17 protein-coding genes are annotated in these 22,672 nt (G+C 44.8%); 11 read left to right on the top strand and 6 right to left on the bottom strand.

Annotated features, from left to right (window positions below; translation table 11 throughout):
* Positions 1-68: 68 nt before the first annotated feature.
* Positions 69-1,040, bottom strand: coding sequence for a tripartite tricarboxylate transporter substrate binding protein (locus WR49_RS02005; protein ID WP_009846588.1), 972 nt, complete (start codon positions 1,038-1,040; stop codon positions 69-71).
* A gap of 553 nt (positions 1,041-1,593) precedes the next feature.
* On the opposite strand from WR49_RS02005, the gene WR49_RS02010 reads away from it, so the two are divergent.
* The 8 genes from WR49_RS02010 to WR49_RS02045 all read left to right on the top strand — a co-directional run bounded on the left by WR49_RS02010 (position 1,594) and on the right by WR49_RS02045 (position 12,675).
* Positions 1,594-2,313, top strand: coding sequence for a GntR family transcriptional regulator (locus WR49_RS02010; RefSeq protein WP_029626809.1), 720 nt, complete (start codon positions 1,594-1,596; stop codon positions 2,311-2,313).
* 37 nt (positions 2,314-2,350) lie between these two features.
* Positions 2,351-3,247 carry a methylisocitrate lyase gene (gene prpB / locus WR49_RS02015; protein WP_046222886.1) on the top strand — a complete coding sequence of 299 codons (897 nt, stop codon included), beginning with the start codon at positions 2,351-2,353 and terminating at the stop codon, positions 3,245-3,247.
* Positions 3,248-3,393: 146 nt separating this feature from the next.
* A complete protein-coding gene (gene prpC / locus WR49_RS02020; RefSeq protein ID WP_046222887.1) occupies positions 3,394-4,608 on the top strand; it encodes a bifunctional 2-methylcitrate synthase/citrate synthase in 1,215 nt (404 codons plus the stop codon).
* 100 nt (positions 4,609-4,708) lie between these two features.
* Positions 4,709-7,345, top strand: a complete 2,637-nt coding sequence (acnD, locus tag WR49_RS02025; RefSeq protein WP_046222888.1) for a Fe/S-dependent 2-methylisocitrate dehydratase AcnD — start codon at positions 4,709-4,711, stop codon at positions 7,343-7,345.
* Between the two features lie 9 nt (positions 7,346-7,354).
* Entirely contained in the window at positions 7,355-8,527 is a 1,173-nt protein-coding gene (prpF, locus tag WR49_RS02030; RefSeq protein ID WP_046222889.1) for a 2-methylaconitate cis-trans isomerase PrpF, read from the top strand.
* 116 nt (positions 8,528-8,643) lie between these two features.
* Complete coding sequence (locus tag WR49_RS02035; protein WP_046222890.1) at positions 8,644-10,548, top strand: propionyl-CoA synthetase; 1,905 nt, start codon at positions 8,644-8,646, stop codon at positions 10,546-10,548.
* 162 nt (positions 10,549-10,710) lie between these two features.
* Positions 10,711-11,190, top strand: coding sequence for a GNAT family N-acetyltransferase (locus WR49_RS02040; protein WP_046222891.1), 480 nt, complete (start codon positions 10,711-10,713; stop codon positions 11,188-11,190).
* Between the two features lie 72 nt (positions 11,191-11,262).
* On the top strand, positions 11,263-12,675 hold the full coding sequence (locus WR49_RS02045) for a bifunctional NUDIX hydrolase/phosphatase PAP2 family protein (RefSeq protein WP_046222892.1): 1,413 nt from the start codon (positions 11,263-11,265) through the stop codon (positions 12,673-12,675).
* Positions 12,676-12,780: 105 nt separating this feature from the next.
* Here WR49_RS02045 and WR49_RS02050 read toward each other — a convergent pair whose 3' ends face one another.
* Positions 12,781-13,590 (bottom strand): Cof-type HAD-IIB family hydrolase, encoded by an 810-nt coding sequence (locus WR49_RS02050; RefSeq protein ID WP_046222893.1) that lies wholly within the window; start codon positions 13,588-13,590, stop codon positions 12,781-12,783.
* Positions 13,591-13,774: 184 nt separating this feature from the next.
* On the opposite strand from WR49_RS02050, the gene queE reads away from it, so the two are divergent.
* The gene (gene queE / locus WR49_RS02055; protein WP_315897559.1) at positions 13,775-14,443 is read left to right on the top strand and encodes a 7-carboxy-7-deazaguanine synthase QueE; all 669 of its coding nucleotides are present in this window, start codon (positions 13,775-13,777) and stop codon (positions 14,441-14,443) included.
* A 58-nt stretch (positions 14,444-14,501) separates the two neighbouring features.
* Entirely contained in the window at positions 14,502-15,197 is a 696-nt protein-coding gene (queC, locus tag WR49_RS02060; RefSeq protein WP_046222894.1) for a 7-cyano-7-deazaguanine synthase QueC, read from the top strand.
* On the opposite strand, the gene WR49_RS02065 is transcribed toward queC, so the two are convergent.
* The 4 genes from WR49_RS02065 to WR49_RS02080 all read right to left on the bottom strand — a co-directional run bounded on the left by WR49_RS02065 (position 15,157) and on the right by WR49_RS02080 (position 19,714).
* Entirely contained in the window at positions 15,157-17,184 is a 2,028-nt protein-coding gene (locus WR49_RS02065; RefSeq protein ID WP_046222895.1) for a tetratricopeptide repeat-containing diguanylate cyclase, read from the bottom strand. The two genes, queC and WR49_RS02065, sit on opposite strands and share 41 nt — an antisense overlap.
* A 163-nt stretch (positions 17,185-17,347) precedes the next feature.
* Complete coding sequence (locus WR49_RS02070; protein ID WP_017055260.1) at positions 17,348-17,698, bottom strand: DUF2750 domain-containing protein; 351 nt, start codon at positions 17,696-17,698, stop codon at positions 17,348-17,350.
* 133 nt (positions 17,699-17,831) lie between these two features.
* Positions 17,832-18,449, bottom strand: coding sequence for an OmpA family protein (locus WR49_RS02075; protein ID WP_046222896.1), 618 nt, complete (start codon positions 18,447-18,449; stop codon positions 17,832-17,834).
* Positions 18,449-19,714, bottom strand: coding sequence for a TolC family outer membrane protein (locus WR49_RS02080; RefSeq protein WP_029626811.1), 1,266 nt, complete (start codon positions 19,712-19,714; stop codon positions 18,449-18,451). Before WR49_RS02080 ends, WR49_RS02075 begins: the two co-directional genes overlap by 1 nt.
* A gap of 445 nt (positions 19,715-20,159) precedes the next feature.
* Here WR49_RS02080 and WR49_RS20800 point away from each other — a divergent pair.
* On the top strand, positions 20,160-22,672 hold a 2,513-nt coding region (locus WR49_RS20800), incomplete at its 3' end, for an Ig-like domain-containing protein (RefSeq protein ID WP_156155656.1).

A 22,672-nucleotide genomic window follows, 5' to 3' on the forward strand; every position in this document is an offset into this window, starting at 1 on the left:
GAAGTTAACTCATGCACGGCGAAACAAGGAAAGAGTAAGAGGGCACATAAGCCCTCTATGGTTGTTGGTTATTTCAAGAAACCAAGCTCACGCATTAGGTCGCCCATCTGTTTTTCTTGATCTTCTAGGAAGGCGTAAAAATCTTTGTCAGCTTTGTAGTTGTCGATCCAACCGTTACGGTCACGAACCACTTGCCACTCATCGGTTTTGTACATTTTGCCAAGCGCTACATTCCACTCGTCGATCTTCGCTTGGCTTGTGCCAGGTGCCGCAAAGAAACCACGCCAGTTAGCGAATACGGTTTCGTTGCCGTACTCAGTCAGTGTTGGGATGTTAGGTGCAGCGTCAAGACGCTTTGGCGCCGTCACTGCCAATACTTTTACTTGGCCTGATTTAGACATTTCTAGCACTTCACCAAGGCCTGTCGAAAGCAGTTGTGTTTCGCCAGATAATAGAGCTGCCATTGCTTTACCACCTGCATCGTAAGCAATGTATCGCACTTTCTTCGCATCAAAACCTTCGCCTTTGAACGCTGCCGCAACCACAAGGTGGTCCATGCTGCCACGAGCTGAGCCACCAGCAATTTTCACTTTACGTGGGTTGCTTTCGAATTCTTTAACGACGTCTTCCCAAGTGTTGTACTTAGAATCCGCAGACGCGACGATTGCACCGTAATCGGCAATGGTTGCTGCTACAGGAGTTAGGTCACGGAAAGATTGTGGGAAGATCCCCGTTAGTGAACGAACAACGATAGGCGTTGAGTTCACCATTAGCGTGTCTTCTTGGCGTTGAGCCGTTTCGATTAGGTGAGCAATCGCTTTACCGCCACCACCACCAGAAAGGTTTTGGAAAGAGACATTTTCTACGATGTCTGATTTCACCAATACATCACCCGTACCACGAGCTGTCATATCCCAACCGCCACCAGCGCCGCCAGGGATTAGGAAGTGGATTTTTTCTACGTCAGCAGCAAAAGTGTTGAAAGAAAAGGTTGCTGCGATAATAGAAGCCGCAAGAGTAGGTTTCAGTGCCTTGAACATGGTTCACGTTCCTTATGTAGGGGATCTCTTCAATGGAGAGAAACTTATGTTTTATATATAGCTGCTAAACAAACGGGTAGGACATTGCTTAGCAGGTAAGGTTAAAGTTAACGATGTGTTAATGAATTGTCTGTAATGCGGCGATATTGAGGATAAAGAACATTGGGTGAATAAAGTTCATAAAGTTCACGACGGGGAGCTAATGTCTTTATTCGTTGAGAGACATAAGGCTTATCGTTGAACTCGATGACAGGTATAGGTTAAGTGGTGTTTGGCAACTTGGCTTAGCTAGTTGTCGACACATCGATTCCAAATGATTTTAGGGTAGATAAGGGTTTAGTGACTCTTACTCTGATTAAGTCGATAAATAACATATGGTTGAGTTGTTTTTGGTGTCCTTTGGGATAAGTTTTCATCGTCTATAAAAGATACTACCTTAGTCTAAATTGTCGACAATTAGCTTGATTGTCGACAATTTAATCGTGTATTTTATGTTCATGTTATGGAATTGTTGACAATTAAGGTTCAGCAATCAGAAGTGAGCAGCGTGAATATGAATACTGCGATAAAAGATCTCAGCTTAAATGCAAACACGAAGACACGTGTGAACGATAAAGAGAACACTAAATCAGAAAACCTCACTGAGTATCTCGTCGAGGCGATTGTTAACGGTGAATTACCACCGGGCAGTAAGATCTCGGAACCTGAACTGGCTAAACGATTTGAGGTAAGCCGAGGTCCACTACGTGAAGCGATAATGCGTGTTGAAGGGCTTGGCTTGATTGAACGCATTCCTCATGTCGGCGCACGAGTTATTACTTTTTCGGCAGAAAAACTGCTAGAGCTTTACGCGGTGCGAGAGGCTTTGGAAGGCATGGCTGCGCGACTCGCAGCGAGACATATCACACAAGAAGAACTGATCGGTCTTGAAGGCTTATTGTCGACACACTCTCAGCATATCGATGAAGTAGAAGGTTCTTCTTATTTCCACCAACACGGCGATTTTGACTTCCATTATCGAATCATTAAAGCCAGCCGCAACAGCAAACTCATTTCTCTACTGTGTGATGAGCTTTATCACTTATTACGCATGTATCGCTACCAATCGCCTAGAGCGCAGTCTCGACCAAAAGAGGCGCTTGATGAACATAAATATATCCTACAAGCCATCCGTAACCGTGATGAAGAGCTAGCAGAAATGCTGATGCGACGACATATATCAGGTAGTCGAATGCTTATCGAACAACAAATTCAATCCAAACATATGGATTAATAGGCTTACAAATAAACAATTAACAGGGAGCGTCATTATGAAGTTATCAGCGGGAGCAAAGTTCCGACAAGCTGTGCAAGACAACGACCCATTGCAGATCGTCGGCACGGTGAACCCGTATTGCGCGATGATGGCAAAGAACTTGGGGCATCAGGCGATCTATTTGTCTGGTGGAGGCATCGCCAATGCGTCTTACGGTTTGCCTGATTTGGGTATCACCACATTGAACGATGTGTTGGTCGATGTTGAACGTATTACTCACGCATGTGATCTGCCATTGCTGGTGGATATCGATACGGGTTTTGGTGGCGCATTTAATATTGCACGTACCATTCGAGCTATGGAAAAAGCGGGCGCAGCTGCGATTCACATGGAAGACCAAGTGGCTCAGAAACGCTGTGGTCATCGACCAAATAAAGCGATTGTGAGCCCACAAGAGATGGTTGACAGAGTAAAAGCCGCAACCGATGCGAGAACCGATGAGAGCTTTGTGATCATGGCTCGTACCGATGCACTGGCCGTGGAAGGCATAGACAGAGCGATTGAACGCGCGATTGCGTGTGTTGAAGCGGGTGCGGACATGATTTTCCCTGAAGCGATGAACCAACTCGACCAATACGTGAAGCTCTCGGCGGCGCTGAAATCAGCGACGGGTAAGCACGTGCCTGTTCTCGCAAACATCACTGAATTCGGCCAAACACCACTTTACAACTGTAAAGAACTGGCGCAATCGAGTGTCGACATGGTGCTTTATCCACTCAGTGCATTCCGTGCGATGAACAAAGCGGCGGAGAATGTTTATAAACACTTGTTAGTTGAAGGCAATCAAGAAGCACTGCTGGATTCCATGCAAACTCGCAAAGAGCTTTACGAACATCTGAATTACCACGACTACGAGAACAAGCTTGATCAGTTGTTTTCAAGTGAAGGGTAAACCAGTTTCAATTAATCAAAAATCAACTTAATCCAATAACGTGAAATGGTTAGTCGCCATATCCAGTACCGATGATAAAGATCATCGGACACATAAACAGGTAGCACCAAAGAGTGCAGGCGGCTAACACAGAAAAGGAGTTCACCATGTCTGTATCTTTGAGTGATAAAGCAGCTATCGATAAGGCTTCAACAGAAAACCAACAACAAAGCGCAAAAACAGCAAGTGCACCCCTAAGCCCCCCTGCAATCGGTGGTGCTGGTCTACGTGGTCAAAGTGCGGGAACCACGGCGCTATGTACGGTAGGAAAATCAGGAACCGGCTTAACCTACCGTGGTTATGATATTACCGATCTTGCTAATCATGCTCAGTTCGAAGAAGTGGCGCATCTGCTACTAAGAGGTCATTTACCCAGTGAAAAAGAGCTAGACGATTACAAAACGTTGTTGATTGGTCTGCGCGGGTTGCCTCAACCTTTGAAAGCAGCACTAGAGCTTATTCCAGCAGACGCTCATCCTATGGATGTCATGAGAACGGGTTGTTCAATGCTAGGTAATTTAGAGCAAGAGACTGATTTTTCTGAACAACTGTCTGCGACCGAACGCATGCTTGCGCTTTTCCCTGCCATTATTTGTTATTGGTACCGCTTTAGCCATGATGGTGTGCGAATTGATACTGAAGATCAAAGTGAAGAGTGTTTAGGTGGCTACTTCCTGAAGATGCTAACGGATAAAGCGCCTAGTGAACTTCATAAGAAGGTGATGCACTGCTCGCTGACCCTTTACGCGGAACATGAGTTTAATGCTTCAACCTTTGCGGCTCGTGTGTGTGCATCAACGTTGTCGGATATTCACTCGTGTGTCACAGCAGCGATTGGTACGTTGCGAGGCCCTTTACATGGCGGTGCAAACGAAGCTGCGATGGAAATGATCCAAGATTGGCAAACCGCCGATGAAGCGGAAACGAACATCATGAATATGCTTGCTAACAAAGACAAGATCATGGGCTTCGGTCATGCCATTTATCGTGAAAGCGACCCACGAAATGCTCTAATCAAGCGTTGGTCAAAAGAGCTAGCTCAAGAGGTGGGAGATAAGCAGCTTTACGCGGTTTCTGAGCGTGTTGAAGCGGTAATGAAACGCGAGAAAGGACTGTTCTGTAATGCTGACTTCTTCCATGCGTCGGCTTATCACTTCATGGACATCCCAACTAAACTGTTTACGCCAATCTTTGTGATGAGCCGCCTCACAGGTTGGACGGCACACGTGTTCGAACAAAGAGAAAACAATCGCATCATTCGTCCAAGTGCAGACTACACAGGGCCAGAGCATCATGACTGGCTACCTATTCATCTACGTTAGTCCTCTATAACGAGCCGACTTATGTCTGAGGTGACTTCCGTCTTCATACGACAAGGCCTCAAGAAACAACGAATAGAATTTAACAGGTAATGGTGGATGTATGTCTGATGTAAAACTTGAAAGAAACCAAGAGGTTGATGAAAACAAGTATCGAAAGGTTTTACCGGGAACGGGTTTAGAATATTTCGACGCTTGCGAAGCGGTAGAAGCAATATCCCCGGGCGCTTATAAAACCTTGCCTTATACGTCGCGAGTTTTGGCAGAGCAATTAGTAAGACGCTGTGATCCTGAAACCCTTGAAGACAGCTTAAAGCAGATCATTGAACGCAAGAGCGACTTAGATTTTCCTTGGTATCCTGCGCGAGTGGTGTGTCATGACATTCTAGGTCAGACCGCTTTAGTTGATTTAGCTGGCTTACGCGATGCTATTGCCGACCAAGGCGGAGACCCTGCCAAGGTGAACCCAGTGGTCGAAACTCAACTGATTGTTGATCACTCTTTGGCAGTGGAACATGCCGGGTTTGATAACGAAGCATTTGATAAAAACCGCGCGATTGAAGAGCGCAGAAACGAAGACCGTTTTCACTTTATCGAATGGTGTAAAACCGCGTTTAAGAACGTGAGTGTGATCCCTGCTGGTAACGGGATCATGCACCAGATTAACTTGGAGAAAATGTCTCCAGTTATTCAATCTAAAGAAGGCATCGCGTTTCCTGATACCTGTGTCGGTACCGATAGCCATACACCGCACGTTGATGCTCTGGGCGTGATTGCGATTGGTGTGGGTGGCTTGGAAGCTGAGACTGTGATGCTCGGTCGTCCGTCAATGATGCGTTTGCCTGATATTGTCGGCGTTAAGCTGACGGGTCAACGACAAGAAGGGATAACCGCAACGGATATCGTGCTTGCGATTACAGAGTTCCTTCGCAATGAGAGAGTGGTTTCGAGTTACTTAGAATTCTTTGGTGAAGGGGCTCGTGCACTGACCATTGGTGACCGCGCAACCATCTCCAACATGACGCCAGAATACGGCGCGACTGCGGGGATGTTTTACATCGATGAGCAGACCATTCAATACCTTCAGCTTACAGGTCGTGAACCTGAGCAGGTTGAATTAGTTGAACGCTACGCTAAGCAAACTGGGCTATGGGCTGACGATCTCGATTCTGCTCAATATGAGCGCGTACTTGAGTTTGATTTGTCGAAGGTCGAGCGCAATCTTGCAGGGCCATCCAATCCCCATCGTCGTTTGCCAACCAGAGAGCTGGCTGAACAAGGCATCAGTCAAGCATCTTGGAAAGAGCAGCATGCTAAGCAGTACAGCGACGAGCAAATGCCAGATGGTGCCGTAATCATTGCGGCGATTACCTCTTGTACGAATACCAGTAATCCAAGAAACGTGGTCGCCGCTGCATTGGTGGCTAAGAAAGCCAATCAGCTTGGATTAGTTCGCAAGCCGTGGGTGAAAACGTCATTTGCGCCAGGTTCTAAAGTTGCCAAACTCTATCTCGAGTCAGCAGGTTTGCTACCTGAGCTGGAAAAGCTAGGCTTCGGTATCGTCGGTTATGCGTGTACTACCTGTAATGGTATGAGCGGGGCGTTGGATCCTGCTATCCAACAAGAGATCATCGACCGTGACCTGTATTCAACCGCTGTGTTATCGGGGAATCGAAACTTCGATGGTCGAATCCATCCTTATGCGAAACAAGCGTTTTTAGCCTCACCGCCATTGGTAGTTGCTTACGCCTTAGCTGGCACGATTCGCTTTGATATCGAGAAAGACAGCTTAGGCAATGATAACAATGGCAACCCTATCTATTTAAGTGACTTGTGGCCGAGCGATGCCGAGATCGATGCTGTTGTCGGTGAACATGTTAAGCCTCAGCAATTCCAACAAATCTACGTGAAAATGTTCCAGCCAGATGAGGATCAGGTAACGACTGAACCGCTTTATGACTGGCGACCTCAAAGTACCTATATTCGCAGACCACCTTATTGGGAAGGTGCGTTGGCGGGTGAGCGAAGCCTTTCTGGTATGAGACCTTTAGCGATCTTAGGTGACAACATCACCACCGATCACTTATCGCCATCAAATGCGATTCTAGCTTCAAGTGCGGCAGGTGAATACCTCGCAAAAATGGACGTTCCAGAAGAGGACTTTAACTCGTATGCGACTCACCGAGGCGATCATCTTACGGCACAAAGAGCGACCTTTGCTAACCCGAAACTGTTCAATGAAATGGTCAAGGAATCAGGAAGCGTGGTACAGGGTTCATTAGCACGAGTTGAGCCTGAGGGACAAGTAACTCGCATGTGGGAAGCGATAGAGACCTACATGAACCGTAAACAACCTTTGATTGTTGTGGCTGGCGCAGACTATGGGCAAGGCTCATCACGCGATTGGGCGGCCAAAGGAGTTCGCTTAGCGGGTGTTGAAGTGATTGTTGCTGAAGGCTTTGAGCGAATCCACAGGACCAATTTAGTCGGTATGGGCGTTTTGCCTTTGCAATTCAAAGAGGGAACGGATCGCAACACCTTACAACTCGATGGCACTGAGCTTTACGATGTGTATGGCGACATCCAAGCGGGTTCAGATTTGGCGTTGGTAATCACTCGTAAAAGCGGTGAAAAACTTGATGTGCCAGTGACCTGTAGATTGGATACGGCAGACGAAGTAAGTGTGTACAGCGCTGGTGGCGTATTACAACGCTTTGCCAAAGACTTTCTCGCGCAATAGGAGCCTGTGATGGACATTAAACAGATAAAAGTCCCGGCAACTTATATGCGTGGAGGGACCAGTAAAGGTGTTTTCTTTTGCTTGAATGACTTGCCAGAAGCGGCGCAAGTTGCGGGATCTGCGAGAGACGAATTCCTTCTGCGTGTGATTGGCAGCCCAGATCCTTATGGTAAGCAAACCGATGGTATGGGTGGTGCAACATCCAGTACCAGTAAAACCGTGATTGTTTCGAAAAGCAGTAAGGCCGATCACGATGTTGATTATCTCTTTGGTCAAGTGGCGATAGACAAGCCGTTTGTCGATTGGAGTGGTAACTGTGGGAACTTGTCTGCGGCAATTGGTCCGTTCGCCATTCACAGTGGTTTGGTCGATTTAAGTCGTATTCCAGAAAACGGTGTGGTCGAGGTGCGAGTATGGCAAGTGAACATAGAGAAAACCATCATTGTTCACGTGCCCATCGTTAATGGTGAAGTTCAAGAGTTGGGTGATTTTGAACTCGATGGCGTCACTTTCCCCGCCGCTGAAATTCAGGTTGATTTTCTTGATCCAGCTGATGCGAGTGGTTCAATGTTTCCGACAGGGAATGTTGTCGATTTCTTAGATGTTCCAAAGCTAGGTTGCATCAAAGCGACATACATCAATGCAGGAATACCAACCATTTTTGTTGATGCGGAATCGGTCGGATATCAAGGCACTGAGCTTCAATCGGATATCAACAGTGACGCAAAAGCCTTGGCACTGTTTGAATCCATCCGAGCACATGGCGCAGTTGCGATGGGGCTTATTGATTCGTTAGAACAAGCTGAATCTCGCCAACACACACCTAAAGTCGCCTTTGTTGCTAAGCCTCAAGCGTATCAAGCTTCAAGTGGCAAGTTGGTTGCTGCGGATGATACTGACGTTCTGATACGAGCTTTGTCTATGGGGCAACTGCATCACGCCATGATGGGCACAGCAGCGGTTGCGATTGCTTCAGCCGTAAGTGTCCCGGGAACTTTAGTGAATTTAGCTGCGGGAGGAAGCTCTCGTGACTTTGTGACCTTTGGTCATCCATCAGGGACCTTGAAGGTGGGTGCTAAAGCTTTGCAGACAGAAAGCGGATGGAAAATTGAGAGGGCGATCATGAGTCGTAGTGCCCGAGTGATCATGGAAGGTGCCATTCGTGTGCCTTTTCCCAAGTAAAGCGATTGTCGTGAGCGGTTAAATGTTCCGAAAACAACGCTGAGAAAAGAGTGCAACCAAGTGTTACTGCCAAAGACTAGCCGCTTGGAAAATGGATAAATCATGGAGGAGGCACTATGTCTGCTACGAATCGAATGAACAGAAAAACCGATTACATCACCGAGTATCAATGGGCGAGGGAAGACCCAAATTCATTTTGGGAAACACAATCACAAGCCATTGATTGGTTTGAGTCTCCAAAAACGATATTACAAACGGACGATAACGGTATTGAACGCTGGTTTCCTGATGGGGTGATGAATACTTGTTGGTTGGCGTTGGATTATCATTGTAAAAATGGCCGTGGTGATAAGGTCGCGCTGATCTATGATTCGCCAGTCACGGGTATCAAGTCGTCTTACACCTACAATGAGCTTCGTGAACAAGTGGCTAAGACAGCGGGTATGTTGGCTCAACAGGGTGTAATCAAAGGAGATCGTGTGGTTATCTACATGCCAATGATTCCTGAAGCGGCAATGGCAATGCTAGCCTGTGCACGACTAGGCGCAGTGCACTCTGTGGTGTTCGGCGGATTTGCTCCGCATGAGCTTGCGGTTCGAATTGAAGATGCCGAACCCAAAGTCTTGATCACCGCCTCATGTGGTATCGAAATCAACAAGGTTCTACCTTATAAACCGATGGTTGACCGCGCGATCATGGATAGCCGTTGGAAGCCTGAAAAAGTCGTAGTTTTTCAAAGAGAGCAATGCCTTGCTGAGTTAAACAAAGAGCGTGATTTGCATTGGCAACAAGCGGTGGCTGGTATTGAGCCTCATGAGTGTGTGCCTGTTTTGGCAACCGACCCGTTATATATCCTCTATACCTCGGGTACGACAGGGAAGCCGAAAGGGGTTGTCCGCGATAATGGCGGTCACGCGGTCGCGATGAAATACTCGATGAGCACTATCTACGATATGCCGCAAGATGGTGTGTTTTGGGCGGCTTCTGATGTGGGTTGGGTGGTTGGGCATTCTTATATTGTGTACGCACCACTGATTCATGGCTGTACCACGATTCTGTTTGAAGGCAAGCCAGTACGAACGCCAGATCCCGGCGCATTTTGGCGAGTGTGTGAAGAATACAAAGTCGATGTATTGTTTTCTGCTCCAACGGCATTTAGAGCCATTAAGAAAGAAGATCCAAAAGGCGAGTTGCTCACCAAGTATGACTTATCATCACTCAAGTCGATTTTCATGGCTGGCGAACGCTTAGACCCGCCAACATTAGATTGGGTTGAATCTCATACCAGCAAACCAGTTATTGACCATTGGTGGCAAACCGAGACGGGTTGGGCTATCTCAGCTAACCCTACAGGACTTGAGTCTTTGCCTGTGAAAGCGGGCTCTTCAACTAAACCTGTGCCGGGCTATCAAGTCGAAATCCTCAATGAATTGGGTGAGCCTGCACAAGCTAACCAACAAGGTTTTGTAGCACTTAAACGACCGCTTCCACCAGGCTGTTTACCGACGGTGTGGCGTAACCACGATAGGTTTGAATCTGGCTATTTAAGCCAATTCTCAGGCTATTACGTTTCGGGTGACGGTGGCTATCTTGATGAAGATGGTTACCTATTTATCATGGGCCGTATTGATGATGTGATAAACGTGGCGGGGCATCGTCTGTCGACAGGAGAAATGGAAGAGATCGTTGGAGGTCACCCTGCTATTGCAGAATGCGCGGTAGTCGGTATTCACGATGATTTAAAAGGGCAGCTACCTCTTGGTTTAGTTGTGCTGAAAGATGGCGTGAAAGTCGATGGCTCTGAATTACAAGCGGAATTGGTTGGTAAGGTTCGTAACGAAATTGGGGCGGTTGCCTGTTTTAAGCAAGCATTGGTTGTTGAGAGGTTGCCTAAGACACGCTCCGGTAAGATCTTACGCAGAACCATCCGACAGATCGCAGAAGGTGAACAATATGTGGTGCCTTCAACGATTGACGATCCTACGAGCTTAACTGAAATTGCTAAGAAGTTAGGCAAATAGGTTTGAATCAAAATATCAACTTATGGTCACAATAATGTGGCCATTTTTGTATCTAAACGTGCCGTTCAAACAATGAATTAATTCAATTACTTGTATAGATACTGACTGCAAGTAAACTAGACTTAATTTAAATACTAATTTGGTTTGAGAAGCGTACTCGTCATGAATGTCACCCTAAGGGCAGCAAAGCACACCGATCTAGAGCAACTTAATGAGTTGATGTTTGATCTTCATCAACATCATCATATTGCGTGTCCTGAGCATTTTAAAACGGCTGAAGAAATAGAGCAGGAAAAGAGCATCGCACGATATTTGGATAACCCTGAGTGCTTGGTGTATGTGGCATTAAAAGGGGGACTGATTATTGGTTTTATCTCGGCTCATTTTTGTGAGCTTATCTCAACTGTGAGTAAACCGGTACAGATGGGCAGTGTCGACGAGCTTTTTGTTTTGCCGGAATATCGTAAACTGAAGGTGGCGAAAATGCTGTTTAGTCGTGTTGAGTCGACTTTTGAGGACTATGGCGTGACGCAGGTTTTTGTCGAGGTTTGGGATTTTAATTCACCTGCCAAGGATTTCTATCAAAAAATGGGGTTCACTCCTCATATTCAATGGATGAGAAAGTCTTTGCACGAAACATAGACAGCAGTCTTCGTTGTGTAGGATTACACTAGAGTATTCTGTATTTTCAGCTTTTATTTTTAGGTAAATTTGTTGGTTATTCGATATTTATTAGTTCTTATTTTTTCTCTTTTGAGTACTACTTCCGCTTGGGCTAGCAACACCTTGCCTGATCATGTCGCGGGTGCCTTGTGTGTAGTGCGTGCTGATAACCAAATCGTGTTGGTTGATGAACTGATCACAGGGCGATTATCTCTGCCGGGTGGCACTGTTGTTTCTGGTGAGCCTCCAGCTATCGCAGCGCAACGTGAAACTTGGGAAGAGGCCGGTTTGTCCGTTACTGTTGGTGATGTGCTGGGTTACACCGATAGCGCCGTTGTGTTTGACTGCGTCTCTGATTCTGAAGTGGTCAGTTATCGATCTCAAAATGAGCTAGGTGGCTTTGAACTTCCTGTCTGGTTTGCTCCTCACTATGGAGTCGAGGTTAGCAGAGCGATGTTGCTTCCTCCTAATGAGTTGGAAGCAAACCAATACCGTTACCCAGAACAGTGGTCTGAGATTAACGAGCTGTTTCTTTCCGCGAAGGAGCAGCCAGTGACTTATGTGACTGAGCTAGTGGGCGCTGCGCCGAAAGTTCACCAAGTTGAACTGAACTGGATTGTTTCACTTCAAAACATGTTCGATAATTTGCCGAGTGTGTTTTCTAGTACGGCACTTTTGACTGACTTACTCGCAAAGCCCTGGGTTTTCATCATTATCCTGCCGTTGATAGCTTGGTATTTTGGCCGTAATTTTGCGTTGAAGTTTGGTTTCACGTTGATATCAGTAACACTGCTTACTTTAATTGCGCACCAAGGCTTTGGTTTTCCACCTCCGCACGCCTATTTACCAACATTGAAACTGGTGCTGAGCAGTGGGTATAGTTTTCCAAGTTTGTTAGCTGCCCTATGGGTCAGTTTAAGCTTATTAGTATTTTGGAAACTAAAGTGTTTGTTTGAACAAAAGTCGATAGTGATTGTGGTCGTTGGTCTACTTTGGATAATGCTGTTTAAGTCTTATTCAGGCAGTGCTTTCTTTAGTGATGTTTTGATTGGCGGCGTATTGGGAGCCTTAACAACGTGGCATATTGTGAGATTAGACGCGAAACCTGATGTTGATATTAGTGTGTTATTGAGCTCTAAAGGTGTTTGGTGGGGCTTGTGCCTGTTATCAATCGTACTTACGGTTATCTGGCCATTACCAACATTCTCATTCTGGGTGGCGATTTTGATGACAATTGCTTGCCTTGTAACATTAATAGACTCAAAACCTTTGGTCGGTCAGTTCTCATTTAAGGTCGTGATTGGGGTCATTGTGATGCTACTTGCTGGTAATTTGCTGATCAGTTGGGCGGGGAGCTTTGTCTCTTTTAGTGGTATCGCTTCTTTTATTGTTGAGACGTTACGTTTTCCAATCTTGATTTTATTTGGTGTAGTGGCGTTTCGTCTGCCTTGGGCCCGGAAATAGTTAAACCACTCTTGTTAAATAAAAGAAGGCTGTGCACTGCACAGCCTTCTTTATCTCAAGATGTTTTAGGGCGAGATAGATAAAGCCTAAGGGTTTATCTAACGTTTACGAGTTGAAGATAAATTTTTCAATCGCGACGGCTACACCGTGGTCGTCATTGCTTGCTGTTATGTAGTCAGCTAACTTCTTGGTCTCCTCCATTGCGTTGTCCATTGCAATGCCAAGGCCAGCAAAATTAAGCATGTGATGATCGTTCTCTGCATCACCCATACAGATCACTTCTTCTGCTGCAATACCCAAGTGCTTAGCAATGGCTTCGATACCGACACCTTTGTTTGAGTTCGGGTTAAGAAATTCTAAGAAGAAGGGGGCACTTTGCACGATAGTGAACTGATTCTTAAGCTGCTGAGGTAAATTGCTTATGATTTCAGTCAATTTCGTTGGTTCAGCTACAATCATAGTTTTTATAATTTCATGATCGTCTTCCAGTTGAGAGAAGTCGAGTTCGGTTATGTCTAAGCCGTTAATACGCGCTTCAATACTTGTGTACTCATTATTCTCTGGAGTAATCAAACCATGAACCTTGCTGAAAGCATGAACATAGCCACCAAGTTGTTCAGCCAATACCGCGACCTCTTTCGCTGCTTTACCATTACTGATCTCGCTATGGATGAGCTCTTTTGTCGAAACGTTCTGAACCATACAGCCATTGTAGAAGAGCACAAAGTCATCGTCGCCATTGATTGAAAGTTCATCTAACTTACTCTGCATGCCTTCTAAAGGGCGACCAGAAGCCAGAACGACTTTCACACCGGTAGCACGAGCTTTGGCAATCGCGTCTTTGTTCTCTTGAGAAATTACTTTTTTACTGTTGAGTAGTGTCCCATCCATATCAAGAGCAATTAGTTTGTACATGTTGTTCCTTACTAAAAATTAAAGCTTAACGAAACCTAATGAACGAAAGGATAAGGGAACTTGAAACTTCAGGCTAGGGGTTTGAGCAACTCATTTATCGCTATTCATTTGTTTGACCAAAACGAGTAAGTGCTTTAAGGTCTGCGGTTGATTAATTTCATCAAATAATAAAGCAGAGGGAAAGTTGTACAAGATTAATGAAATGTTTGAAACCATCCAGGGTGAGGGCATGTTTACTGGCGTTCCCGCTGTTTTTGTTCGTCTGCAAGTTTGTCCTGTAGGCTGTTCTTGGTGCGATACCAAACAGACTTGGGACGCATTACCTAAAGATGAAACTAGTCTTGGTAACATCATGGTTAAAACAGAGGATTCACCAACTTGGTCAGCAATTGATGCTCAAGGAATTGTGAATGAATATATCAAGCAAGGTTACACTGCTAAGCACATTGTGATTACTGGTGGTGAGCCATGCATTTATGATCTTGTTCCTCTTACTGAAGCATTTGAGCAGCACGGTTGTCGCTGTCAGATTGAGACTAGCGGAACATCAGAAGTTAAAGCTACATCGGACACTTGGGTTACGGTGTCACCAAAAGTGGCAATGAAGGCGAAACTGGAAATTTTAGATAGCGCTTTACAACGCGCTAACGAAATTAAGCATCCAGTAGGCACAAGCAAAGACATCGAACAACTTGACGGTTTATTGGATCGAGCTGCGGTTGCTAGCGACACTGTTATCGCTCTGCAACCAATCAGTCAAAAAGACCGCGCTACTCAGCTTTGTATTGATACCTGCATTGAGCGCAATTGGCGCTTATCAATACAAACTCACAAATATTTGAGCATCGCGTAGGTTGTATTTTTACTGGGCAAGATAAGTCGCTAGTAGAAGGTTCTCGTAAGGATTTAAGATGAAAAAAGCAGTGGTAGTATTCAGTGGTGGTCAAGACTCAACAACGTGTCTTGTTCAGGCATTAAAAGAGTATGATGAAGTTCATGCTATTACGTTTGATTATGGTCAGCGTCATAGACTCGAGATTGAAGTTGCGGAGTCATTGTCGAAAGAGCTTGGTGTAAAAGCGCACAAAGTGATGGATGTGACTTTGTTGAATGAACTGGCTATCAGCTCTCTGACTCGTGACGATATTCCTGTGTCTCATGAGCTGCAAGAGAATGGGCTGCCGAATTCATTCGTTCCTGGTCGTAATATTCTATTCCTAACTCTAGCGGGCATTTACGCTTACCAAATCGGTGCTGAAACCGTGATTACAGGTGTGTGTGAAACAGACTTTTCTGGTTACCCTGATTGCCGTAATGACTTTGTGAAGGCGATGAACTCGGCACTTGTACAAGGTATGGACAAGAAGCTTGATATCAAAACTCCATTAATGTGGCTGAATAAAGCTGAAACATGGGCGATGGCCGACCAGTATTCTGCACTTGCTCTTGTTCGTAACAAAACCCTGACTTGCTACAACGGTATTATCGGTGATGGCTGTGGCGATTGTCCTGCGTGTGAACTGCGTAAAGTTGGCCTTAACGACTACTTAGCTGACCGTGAAAGCATTATGGTTGAGTTGGTTCGTAAACAGACGGAGTATAAATAGCTTCAGGTAGATCAATCGGTTCGCTATAAGCATCAATGATACAGTTTCGACCATTACTCTTTGCTTGATACAACGCTTGGTCAAGAACAGAGTAGAGCTCATCAAAGTCACTTAGTGCGTTTGAGGTTGCTAGATACGCAAAACTCGCGGTTACATTAAGTGGCTTTTTGCTTTCTGACAGAAAGATACTGTTTGATATTGCATAATGCAGTTCTTCTACACGTTCACGCACCTCAGAAGGCTTGATGTCGGTCAGCATGACAAGAAATTCTTCGCCGCCCAAGCGGCCAAATAACTCACCTTTTACTAAATGCTTTCTTATTTGATTACCCACATAAACGAGTGCTCTGTCACCTGTTGGGTGACCATATTCATCATTAATCTGCTTAAACTTATCTAGGTCGAGCAAAATAAGAACATGTTGCCTATTTGTTCTTTGGCAACGTTTAATTTGCTTAATTCTGCGTATTATATCGGTGCGGTTGTATGATTTTGTCATGCCATCAATAGTAGCCTTCGCTCGAATTGCTCTATTTACTAACATGGTTAAGATTGTTGTGCATAGCAACACCATTACAATGATATTGTACACTCGCCGTTGATGTTCCATTTTTTCAATATAAAGTCGGTCTTGTCTTGTTTGATTTGTTAAGAGTGAGTGTTTTAATTCTTGATCGTATCTGGCGTGAGTAAGATCGAGCGCTTCAAAAGCTAACCTGATGTCTGTGTTTCGCGCTTCCATTTCTATAGCCGTGTATCGTTGGTACAAATAGAAAGCCTGTTTGTAATCTTCGAGGGTTTGCTCAATATCAGATAGTTGAAGAAGTGCTTGAGCAATATATTTGGGCCTTGTGACTTGTTCGGCTAATTCTAGCGCTTGTTGAGCATAATTAAGTGCTTCTGTTGTTAGTTGTTGTTCTTCGAACATGTCACTTATTGTAAGGTAAGCATTAATTCGAATGACATCATTATTGAGTTCATTGGATGCTGAAAGAGACTCGACTAGGTAGCTTTGGGCTAAATCATATTCTTTTGCTCGGGTATAGGCTTTTCCTAAACCTAAGTTGGCCATAGCGATGCCGTAGCTATGAGAAGATGCAACCAATAGTGTTTTTGCTTTTATAAAATGGTCGATTGCTAAACTGTTTTTTCTTTGGTTTAGGTATAGGTCAGCTAGGCTGTGATGAACTTGAGCTTTCATCAAATCAGAAGCATTAGCTCTGAGAGTCAACGCTTCCTCTAAGTACTGCGCCGACTTTTCGTATTGCTTTAGCTCTTTAAGTAAATTACCAACATCGTTATAGATTCCTGAAATATCATGCCCTTGTGGAAACACATTGATCAAAGATAGGTAGGTATTTAACGCAGCTTGATAATCACTACGGAAGTGGTGATTATTGGCGATTACGCGATAAGTAGTGAACTTAGGGAGTACAGGGTCTTCTATCTGATCCAAAGCATTTTTAAGTGCTGAGCAATAGTAGTTTGCTTGATGATACTTAGCTTGCTCGTTTAACGAACGACATAACTGATACTTCAATAGCGCACGGCCAGTTTGGTCGTTCCATGACTGCATTTTCGTCAGTAAGGTTAAAAAAATCTTTTGAGCTTGCTCATTTTCTCCTTGAGCATCCTTTGTAAGAGCCAAAATAAACGCTTCTTCAATGGCTTGATATTCCTTATCTTTGTTGTCCATACCATAAAATGGCTGACCTCTGTGCATCATATATTGATATAACAGGGATGATATGTAGAGCTTATCTCCAAAATGACTTAGGTTAGTGTAGCGCGTTTGGAGCATATTCAATGCACGTGCGGGTGAGTGTTTCAGAGTCGATAGATAAAGCGCATTCCAATCGGCATTGGGAGTCTCATGTAGATTGGAGGAGGGGATTGATGAATCATGTAGTTCATCTGCTGTTGATATTTGGCTATAAGAATAAAAGCTAATGAAAAGCAGCAAGGCAATGAAAGTGGAGTGTATCACAATGAACTATCAATCAAATAAAGAACGATATTCTATAATTAGTTTGATGTTGCTTCAATTTTTAAGGGGGGTCGGTGAGGGACTATGCGAGGTAAGTCTCTAACTTGTTGATATCTATTGAAGATAAATAGGCCGTACGCACTCGTACGGCCTATAATGAAAATTAGATGTATAATTTCGCTAGGTCCGAAGGCTCTAGTTCTTTACCTTCTAAGCTTGCATTCCAGTTAGTACCAACAAGAACACCATCTTCAGCAAGAGTCAGTAACCAATCTTCCACAAAAATATCAAGTGGAATTTCTAGTACTTCAAAGTCGGCCCACTCTTCTACGTTATGAGCGAGGGCATCTTCTTTTGATGACCAAAATGGCATAACTTCGCTAGTTTCGAATTCAGTTGAGTCACATGCTAGCCAACCTTCTTCATTGCGAAGGCCCCATACAAGTTTTGTCTCTTGTGTTTCTGAAACGAAAAGTTCTAGGTTTGCTTGAGTATCAGCTGTTAGTTTGCTCATGGATTAATTCTCTATGTTGATAACGTGGCAAGATTAACATTATAGAAGGCTTAGGTACATGCTGTTCAAGGAATTATAAGAAAGCTGAAACGTTACTTATATAACGTTTCAGCTTAGATACCGCGGGTTGTGACTACCTTCCAAGTTTTGTGAAGATATGCCATTCTTCTTTAATATTACCTTTAAATCCAGCAACGGAAGCAACTACTTTTCGGTTTAATGCGTGGCTGATTTTGGTCCCCTCGCTATCGAAAACGGTATCCCCATAACCAATAATAGTCACTCTAGATGGTTGAATACCGTTGCTAATTAGAGCTCGTCTTACGTTTGATGCTCGTTTTTTAGATAGATCTAAGTTATGAGCCGAATTTCCGACTTTGCTGGCGTAACCTTGAAGGCGAATAGTGGTACTTTCATAGCGTTTTAAAAACGCTGCCATTTGACGGATTTGGCGAAGAAAAACAGGATTAATTTCTGTTGAGTTGTTGGCAAATAATATATGAAGTTCTTTCTCCTCCGTAGACTCGAAATAAGAGCCACAGCCATCATTATCTATCTCTGCGCCAATTTGTGTATCAATACATAAATCACGGGCGTTGATAACACCATCGTTGTCATCGTCTTCTAGATCGTAACTTTGCACGCTCTCTGGGAGCGCTCGATATTCGAATTCTTCATCGTTTGTGTCAGCTAAAATGTTGGCAGAAGCAACAAATAGACAGAGCGGAAATACAGCTTTTAGTAGCTTCATTAATATTCTACCTTTTCATTCCATTCTTGAGGGATATCGACACGTAAACCTGTCAGCAAATTACCGGTCGCGTTCATGACCCGATATTTAGCATATTGTTCATCATACTTGGCATCTAAATAACCTTTACGAGCTTCAAAGAGTTCATTCTCAGTGTTAAGTAAATCCAGAAGTGTTCGTTTACCGATGCGGTATTGCTTCTCGTAAGAGATAACCGTATCTGATGCTGAGTCTACGTGGTCTGATAAGAACTCTTTTTGTTGTACGGTTAAATCCAGAGCGCTCCACGAGAGGCGTAAACTCTCTTCTACATTACGGTAAGTGCTCTCGCGAAGGTCTTTGGCCTTGTTGAGTTGGTAAGCTGCACTTTCTGCACGGTCTTGGTCTGAACCACCGTTATACAGGTTGTACCTTAAACGAACCATAGCAGAAAACTCATCGCTGCTACCTTCATTACCGCCAGCATCGTCACGCCAGGTTTGAGCTGCTTCAAAAGAAACGGTCGGGTAATTTGAGCTTTTAGACTGTTTATATTGGAACTTAGCTGAGTCCACATCGGCTTGTGCAATTTTGATTACAGGGTGTTGGTTAAAAGCTTTCGCAAGAGCGCCATCTACGGTGTAAGGAATTGCTCCAGCGTCCGCTCGCGGAAACACTAAACCTAAAGGTGACTGTCCAACAATACGCTTAAATTGAGTATGTGTATCAAACAAATTGTTTTGCGCTGCGAGTAAATTACCATGAGCTTTAGCAATACGAGCTTCTACTTGGGACATATCTGCTGTAGAACCAATACCTGATTCGACACGTTTTTTAATATCGCTGTAGATATCCTTGTGTGTTGCTAGGTTGTTTTCAGAAAGGGTGAGTACTTCATAAGCTTTCACAGCATCAAGGTATATTTTTGTTACCTCTAGAGCGATATCTTGGGCGTTAGAGAGTAATTGGTAACGAACAGATTCTGCATCAGCCGCGGTACGATCAATATCGTTGGAAGTATTTGCGCCATCCCAAATTAACTGAGTCAAAGTAATCGTCGCTTCCTTTCGAGTCAGATCTGTCGTGTTCTGGTTAGTGACGAGATCCGTATGCTCATAGCCAATTCCACCATCCAAATCTATGCTCGGCCGGTAAGCACCACCGGAAGCATCATTTAGGTAACGTTTACTCACGTATTCGTTATACGCACTTTTAATTTCAGGATTACCTTCTAGAGTAAACGCAACGGCTTGTTCTAAGGTTTGCGCCGCCGCAGGTAAGCTCAAACTTATAGCTAACCCCAATGTTGTTTTTTGAACCCAATTCAATTTACATCTCCCCACAATTAAGCCAACACCTAAATCTTCAATTTCTGTCGTTATATATGAATTTTAGGTGAACCGCCAAAAAAACCACGCTCGCTAACCTAGTGAACGTAAATAGTTGTAAAAATGTTAACAGATTAATGCGCATTTTATGGTGTTATCGAGAGCATTAATCTTATGTGTTTAAACCTATTATTTAGCGTAAACACAATAGCTTATATCGTTGATATGAGCACTTTGATTATTGTGTGATGTGACCACTGTCATTACCTTGTCACTTAGCTTGATAAATACTAGATTCATAACTAGGAATTATACGTTTTTAAGTGTTATATTTTAACTAATATTATAAATAAGATGTCATAAGTTTGACGTTGCTAATGAAAAGTGGGTTTTAGGGGATTATATGGACGTGACAGTATTGAATTTGGTTAGTTTACTTGCACTTGGTCAGCGCATTGTTATCTCACTCGATGGTACGATTCGAGTCCTACAAGATGGTGAGTCTCTGCAACCAGGGGACGTAATTCTTGAGTCCCCAAATGAATCTCAGATATCAATAAAACGATTTTCACCTGAAGACGGCAGCGAAGTTGAGCTTGAACAAGACATCGCAAATATCTTTGCGGCTTTAGAGGAAGGTCAAGACCCGACCGAATTAGGTGAAGAATTTGCGACTGAAGCTGGCCAAAATGGTTCGAGTATAAGTATCAGTGCAACCATTGAGCGAGATGCTCAAGAAACTACCCTAGGTACCGAATTTGTAACAACGGGATTTGAAGCGTTGGGTATGTCTCGTACTCAAAGCTTGAGTCTGCTAGATGCCTTTCGTTCGATTGACCAACGCCTAGGGACAGACAACGAGACCATCGGTGATACAACAGCTCCAGATGCGCCAACACTGACACTTGATACGGACTCTGGATCAGCGTCGGATGATTTCTTAACCAATGACGGCAGCTTCACAGTCGGCGGCACAGAAGAGGGTGCGACAGTAGAATACCACGTTGACGGAAACTGGACGACAACCGCACCAGTACCAACGGAAGGTGACAACACTATCACCGTTCGTCAAACCGACTCAGCGGGTAATACATCAGGCAGCAGCGAGCTGACGTTCACTCTTGATACCACAGCACCCGCTGCGCCAACACTGACACTTGATACGGACTCTGGCTCAGCGGCGGATGACTTCTTAACCAACGACGGCAGCTTCACAGTCGGCGGCACAGAAGAGGGTGCGACAGTAGAATACCTCGTTGACGAAAACTGGACGACAACCGCACCAGTACCAACGGAAGGTGACAACACGATCACCGTTCGTCAAACCGACGCAGCGGGTAATACATCAGGCAGCAGCGAGCTGACGTTCACTCTCGATTCCACAGCGCCAGACGCGCCGCAAATTGCCCTTGATACCGACAGCGGCACGTTGGCAGATGACTTCCTGACCAACGATGGCAGCTTTACTGTTTCTGGCACTGAAGATGGCGCCATCGTTGAATACTTGGTTGACGGGGAATGGACCACGCAAGTGCCCACGCCAAACGAAGGGGCCAACACCATCACGGTACGTCAAACCGATGCAGCCGGTAACACCTCTGGCTCAAGTGAGTTGACGTTCACACTCGATATTCAAGCAGACCAAGGAACCGTCACAGTTGATAACATCACAGCCGATGATGTCGTTACGGTCACCGAACAAGGTCAAACTATTGCTGTGACGGGCCGTGCTACTGGTGGTGATATTGAGTCTGGTGACAGTGTCACTGCGACAATCAATGGTAACGAGTACACAACGACGGTCAATGAAGATGGCGGTTGGCAACTTGATGTGAGCGGCGAAGATCTTGCTTTAGATACAGATTTTAATGTCACTGTCGAATCAACAGACATTGCGGGTAACAGCAGTAACTCTACGGGGATCTCTGAGCATAGCTATAATGATACTCCGCTAATCGTCAACCTCAATGTCGATCCAGTTACCGATGATTCAATAATTAATTTAAGTGAATCTCAGGCGACTATCACTATCACTGGCTCTGTGACCGGTGATGAATTCTCATCGGGTACTGTAAGCTTGGTTATCAATGGCAACCAATACACAGGAGTTGTCAATCCGGATACAGGTTTATTTGAGATCGAGGTTAATGGCTCAGACTTAGTTGCAGATAGCGATACGATTATTGATGCCTCTGTATCCGTCGTAAACGACATTGGCCAAGTGGGTGATGCTGAGTCTACCGAGAAATACTTCACTGATACATCTGCCACCGCAGTGATCCGAGTTGATCGCATCACCGCGGATGACACGATTAACGCGGAAGAAAGCCAAGGGAATGTGTTCGTATCTGGCCGAGTTGGCTTTGATGCTGGACCGGGAGATACAGTTACTCTCGATATCAATGGAAATACGTACACAACCACTGTTCTAGCCGACAAAACTTGGTTTGTAGAGGTTTCAGGTCAAGATCTTGCCAACGATACCCAATTTAATGCATCGGTTTCTGGTATTGATGACGCAGGAAACCCATATACGGCCACGACTGTTTCAACGCATACGGTCGATCTTGAAGCCGACAAAGGCAGCGTGACGGTTTATGACATTACAGCCGATGACGTGATTAACAAAGCCGAAAGCGGACAAACCATCACGGTTAGCGGTACGGCGAAAGGTGGTGACATCAGCGAAGGCGATGTTGTGACCATGACCATCAATGGTACCGAGTACACCACCACCGTGGATGGCGATGGCAACTGGACAGTGGATGTGGCGGGCAGCGATCTGGCGCAAGATGCCGAATTTGAAGTTGTGGTCACATCAACCGATAGCGTAGGCAATTCAGTACAAAGTAAAGTGATATCTACTCACGAGGTTGATACGGGTATCAGCAAACCGACCATCGATCTGGTTGCGTC

It is taken from the genome of Vibrio sp. ECSMB14106 (assembly GCF_000972265.1).
In the GTDB taxonomy this organism is placed as follows: Bacteria; Pseudomonadota; Gammaproteobacteria; order Enterobacterales; family Vibrionaceae; genus Vibrio; species Vibrio kanaloae.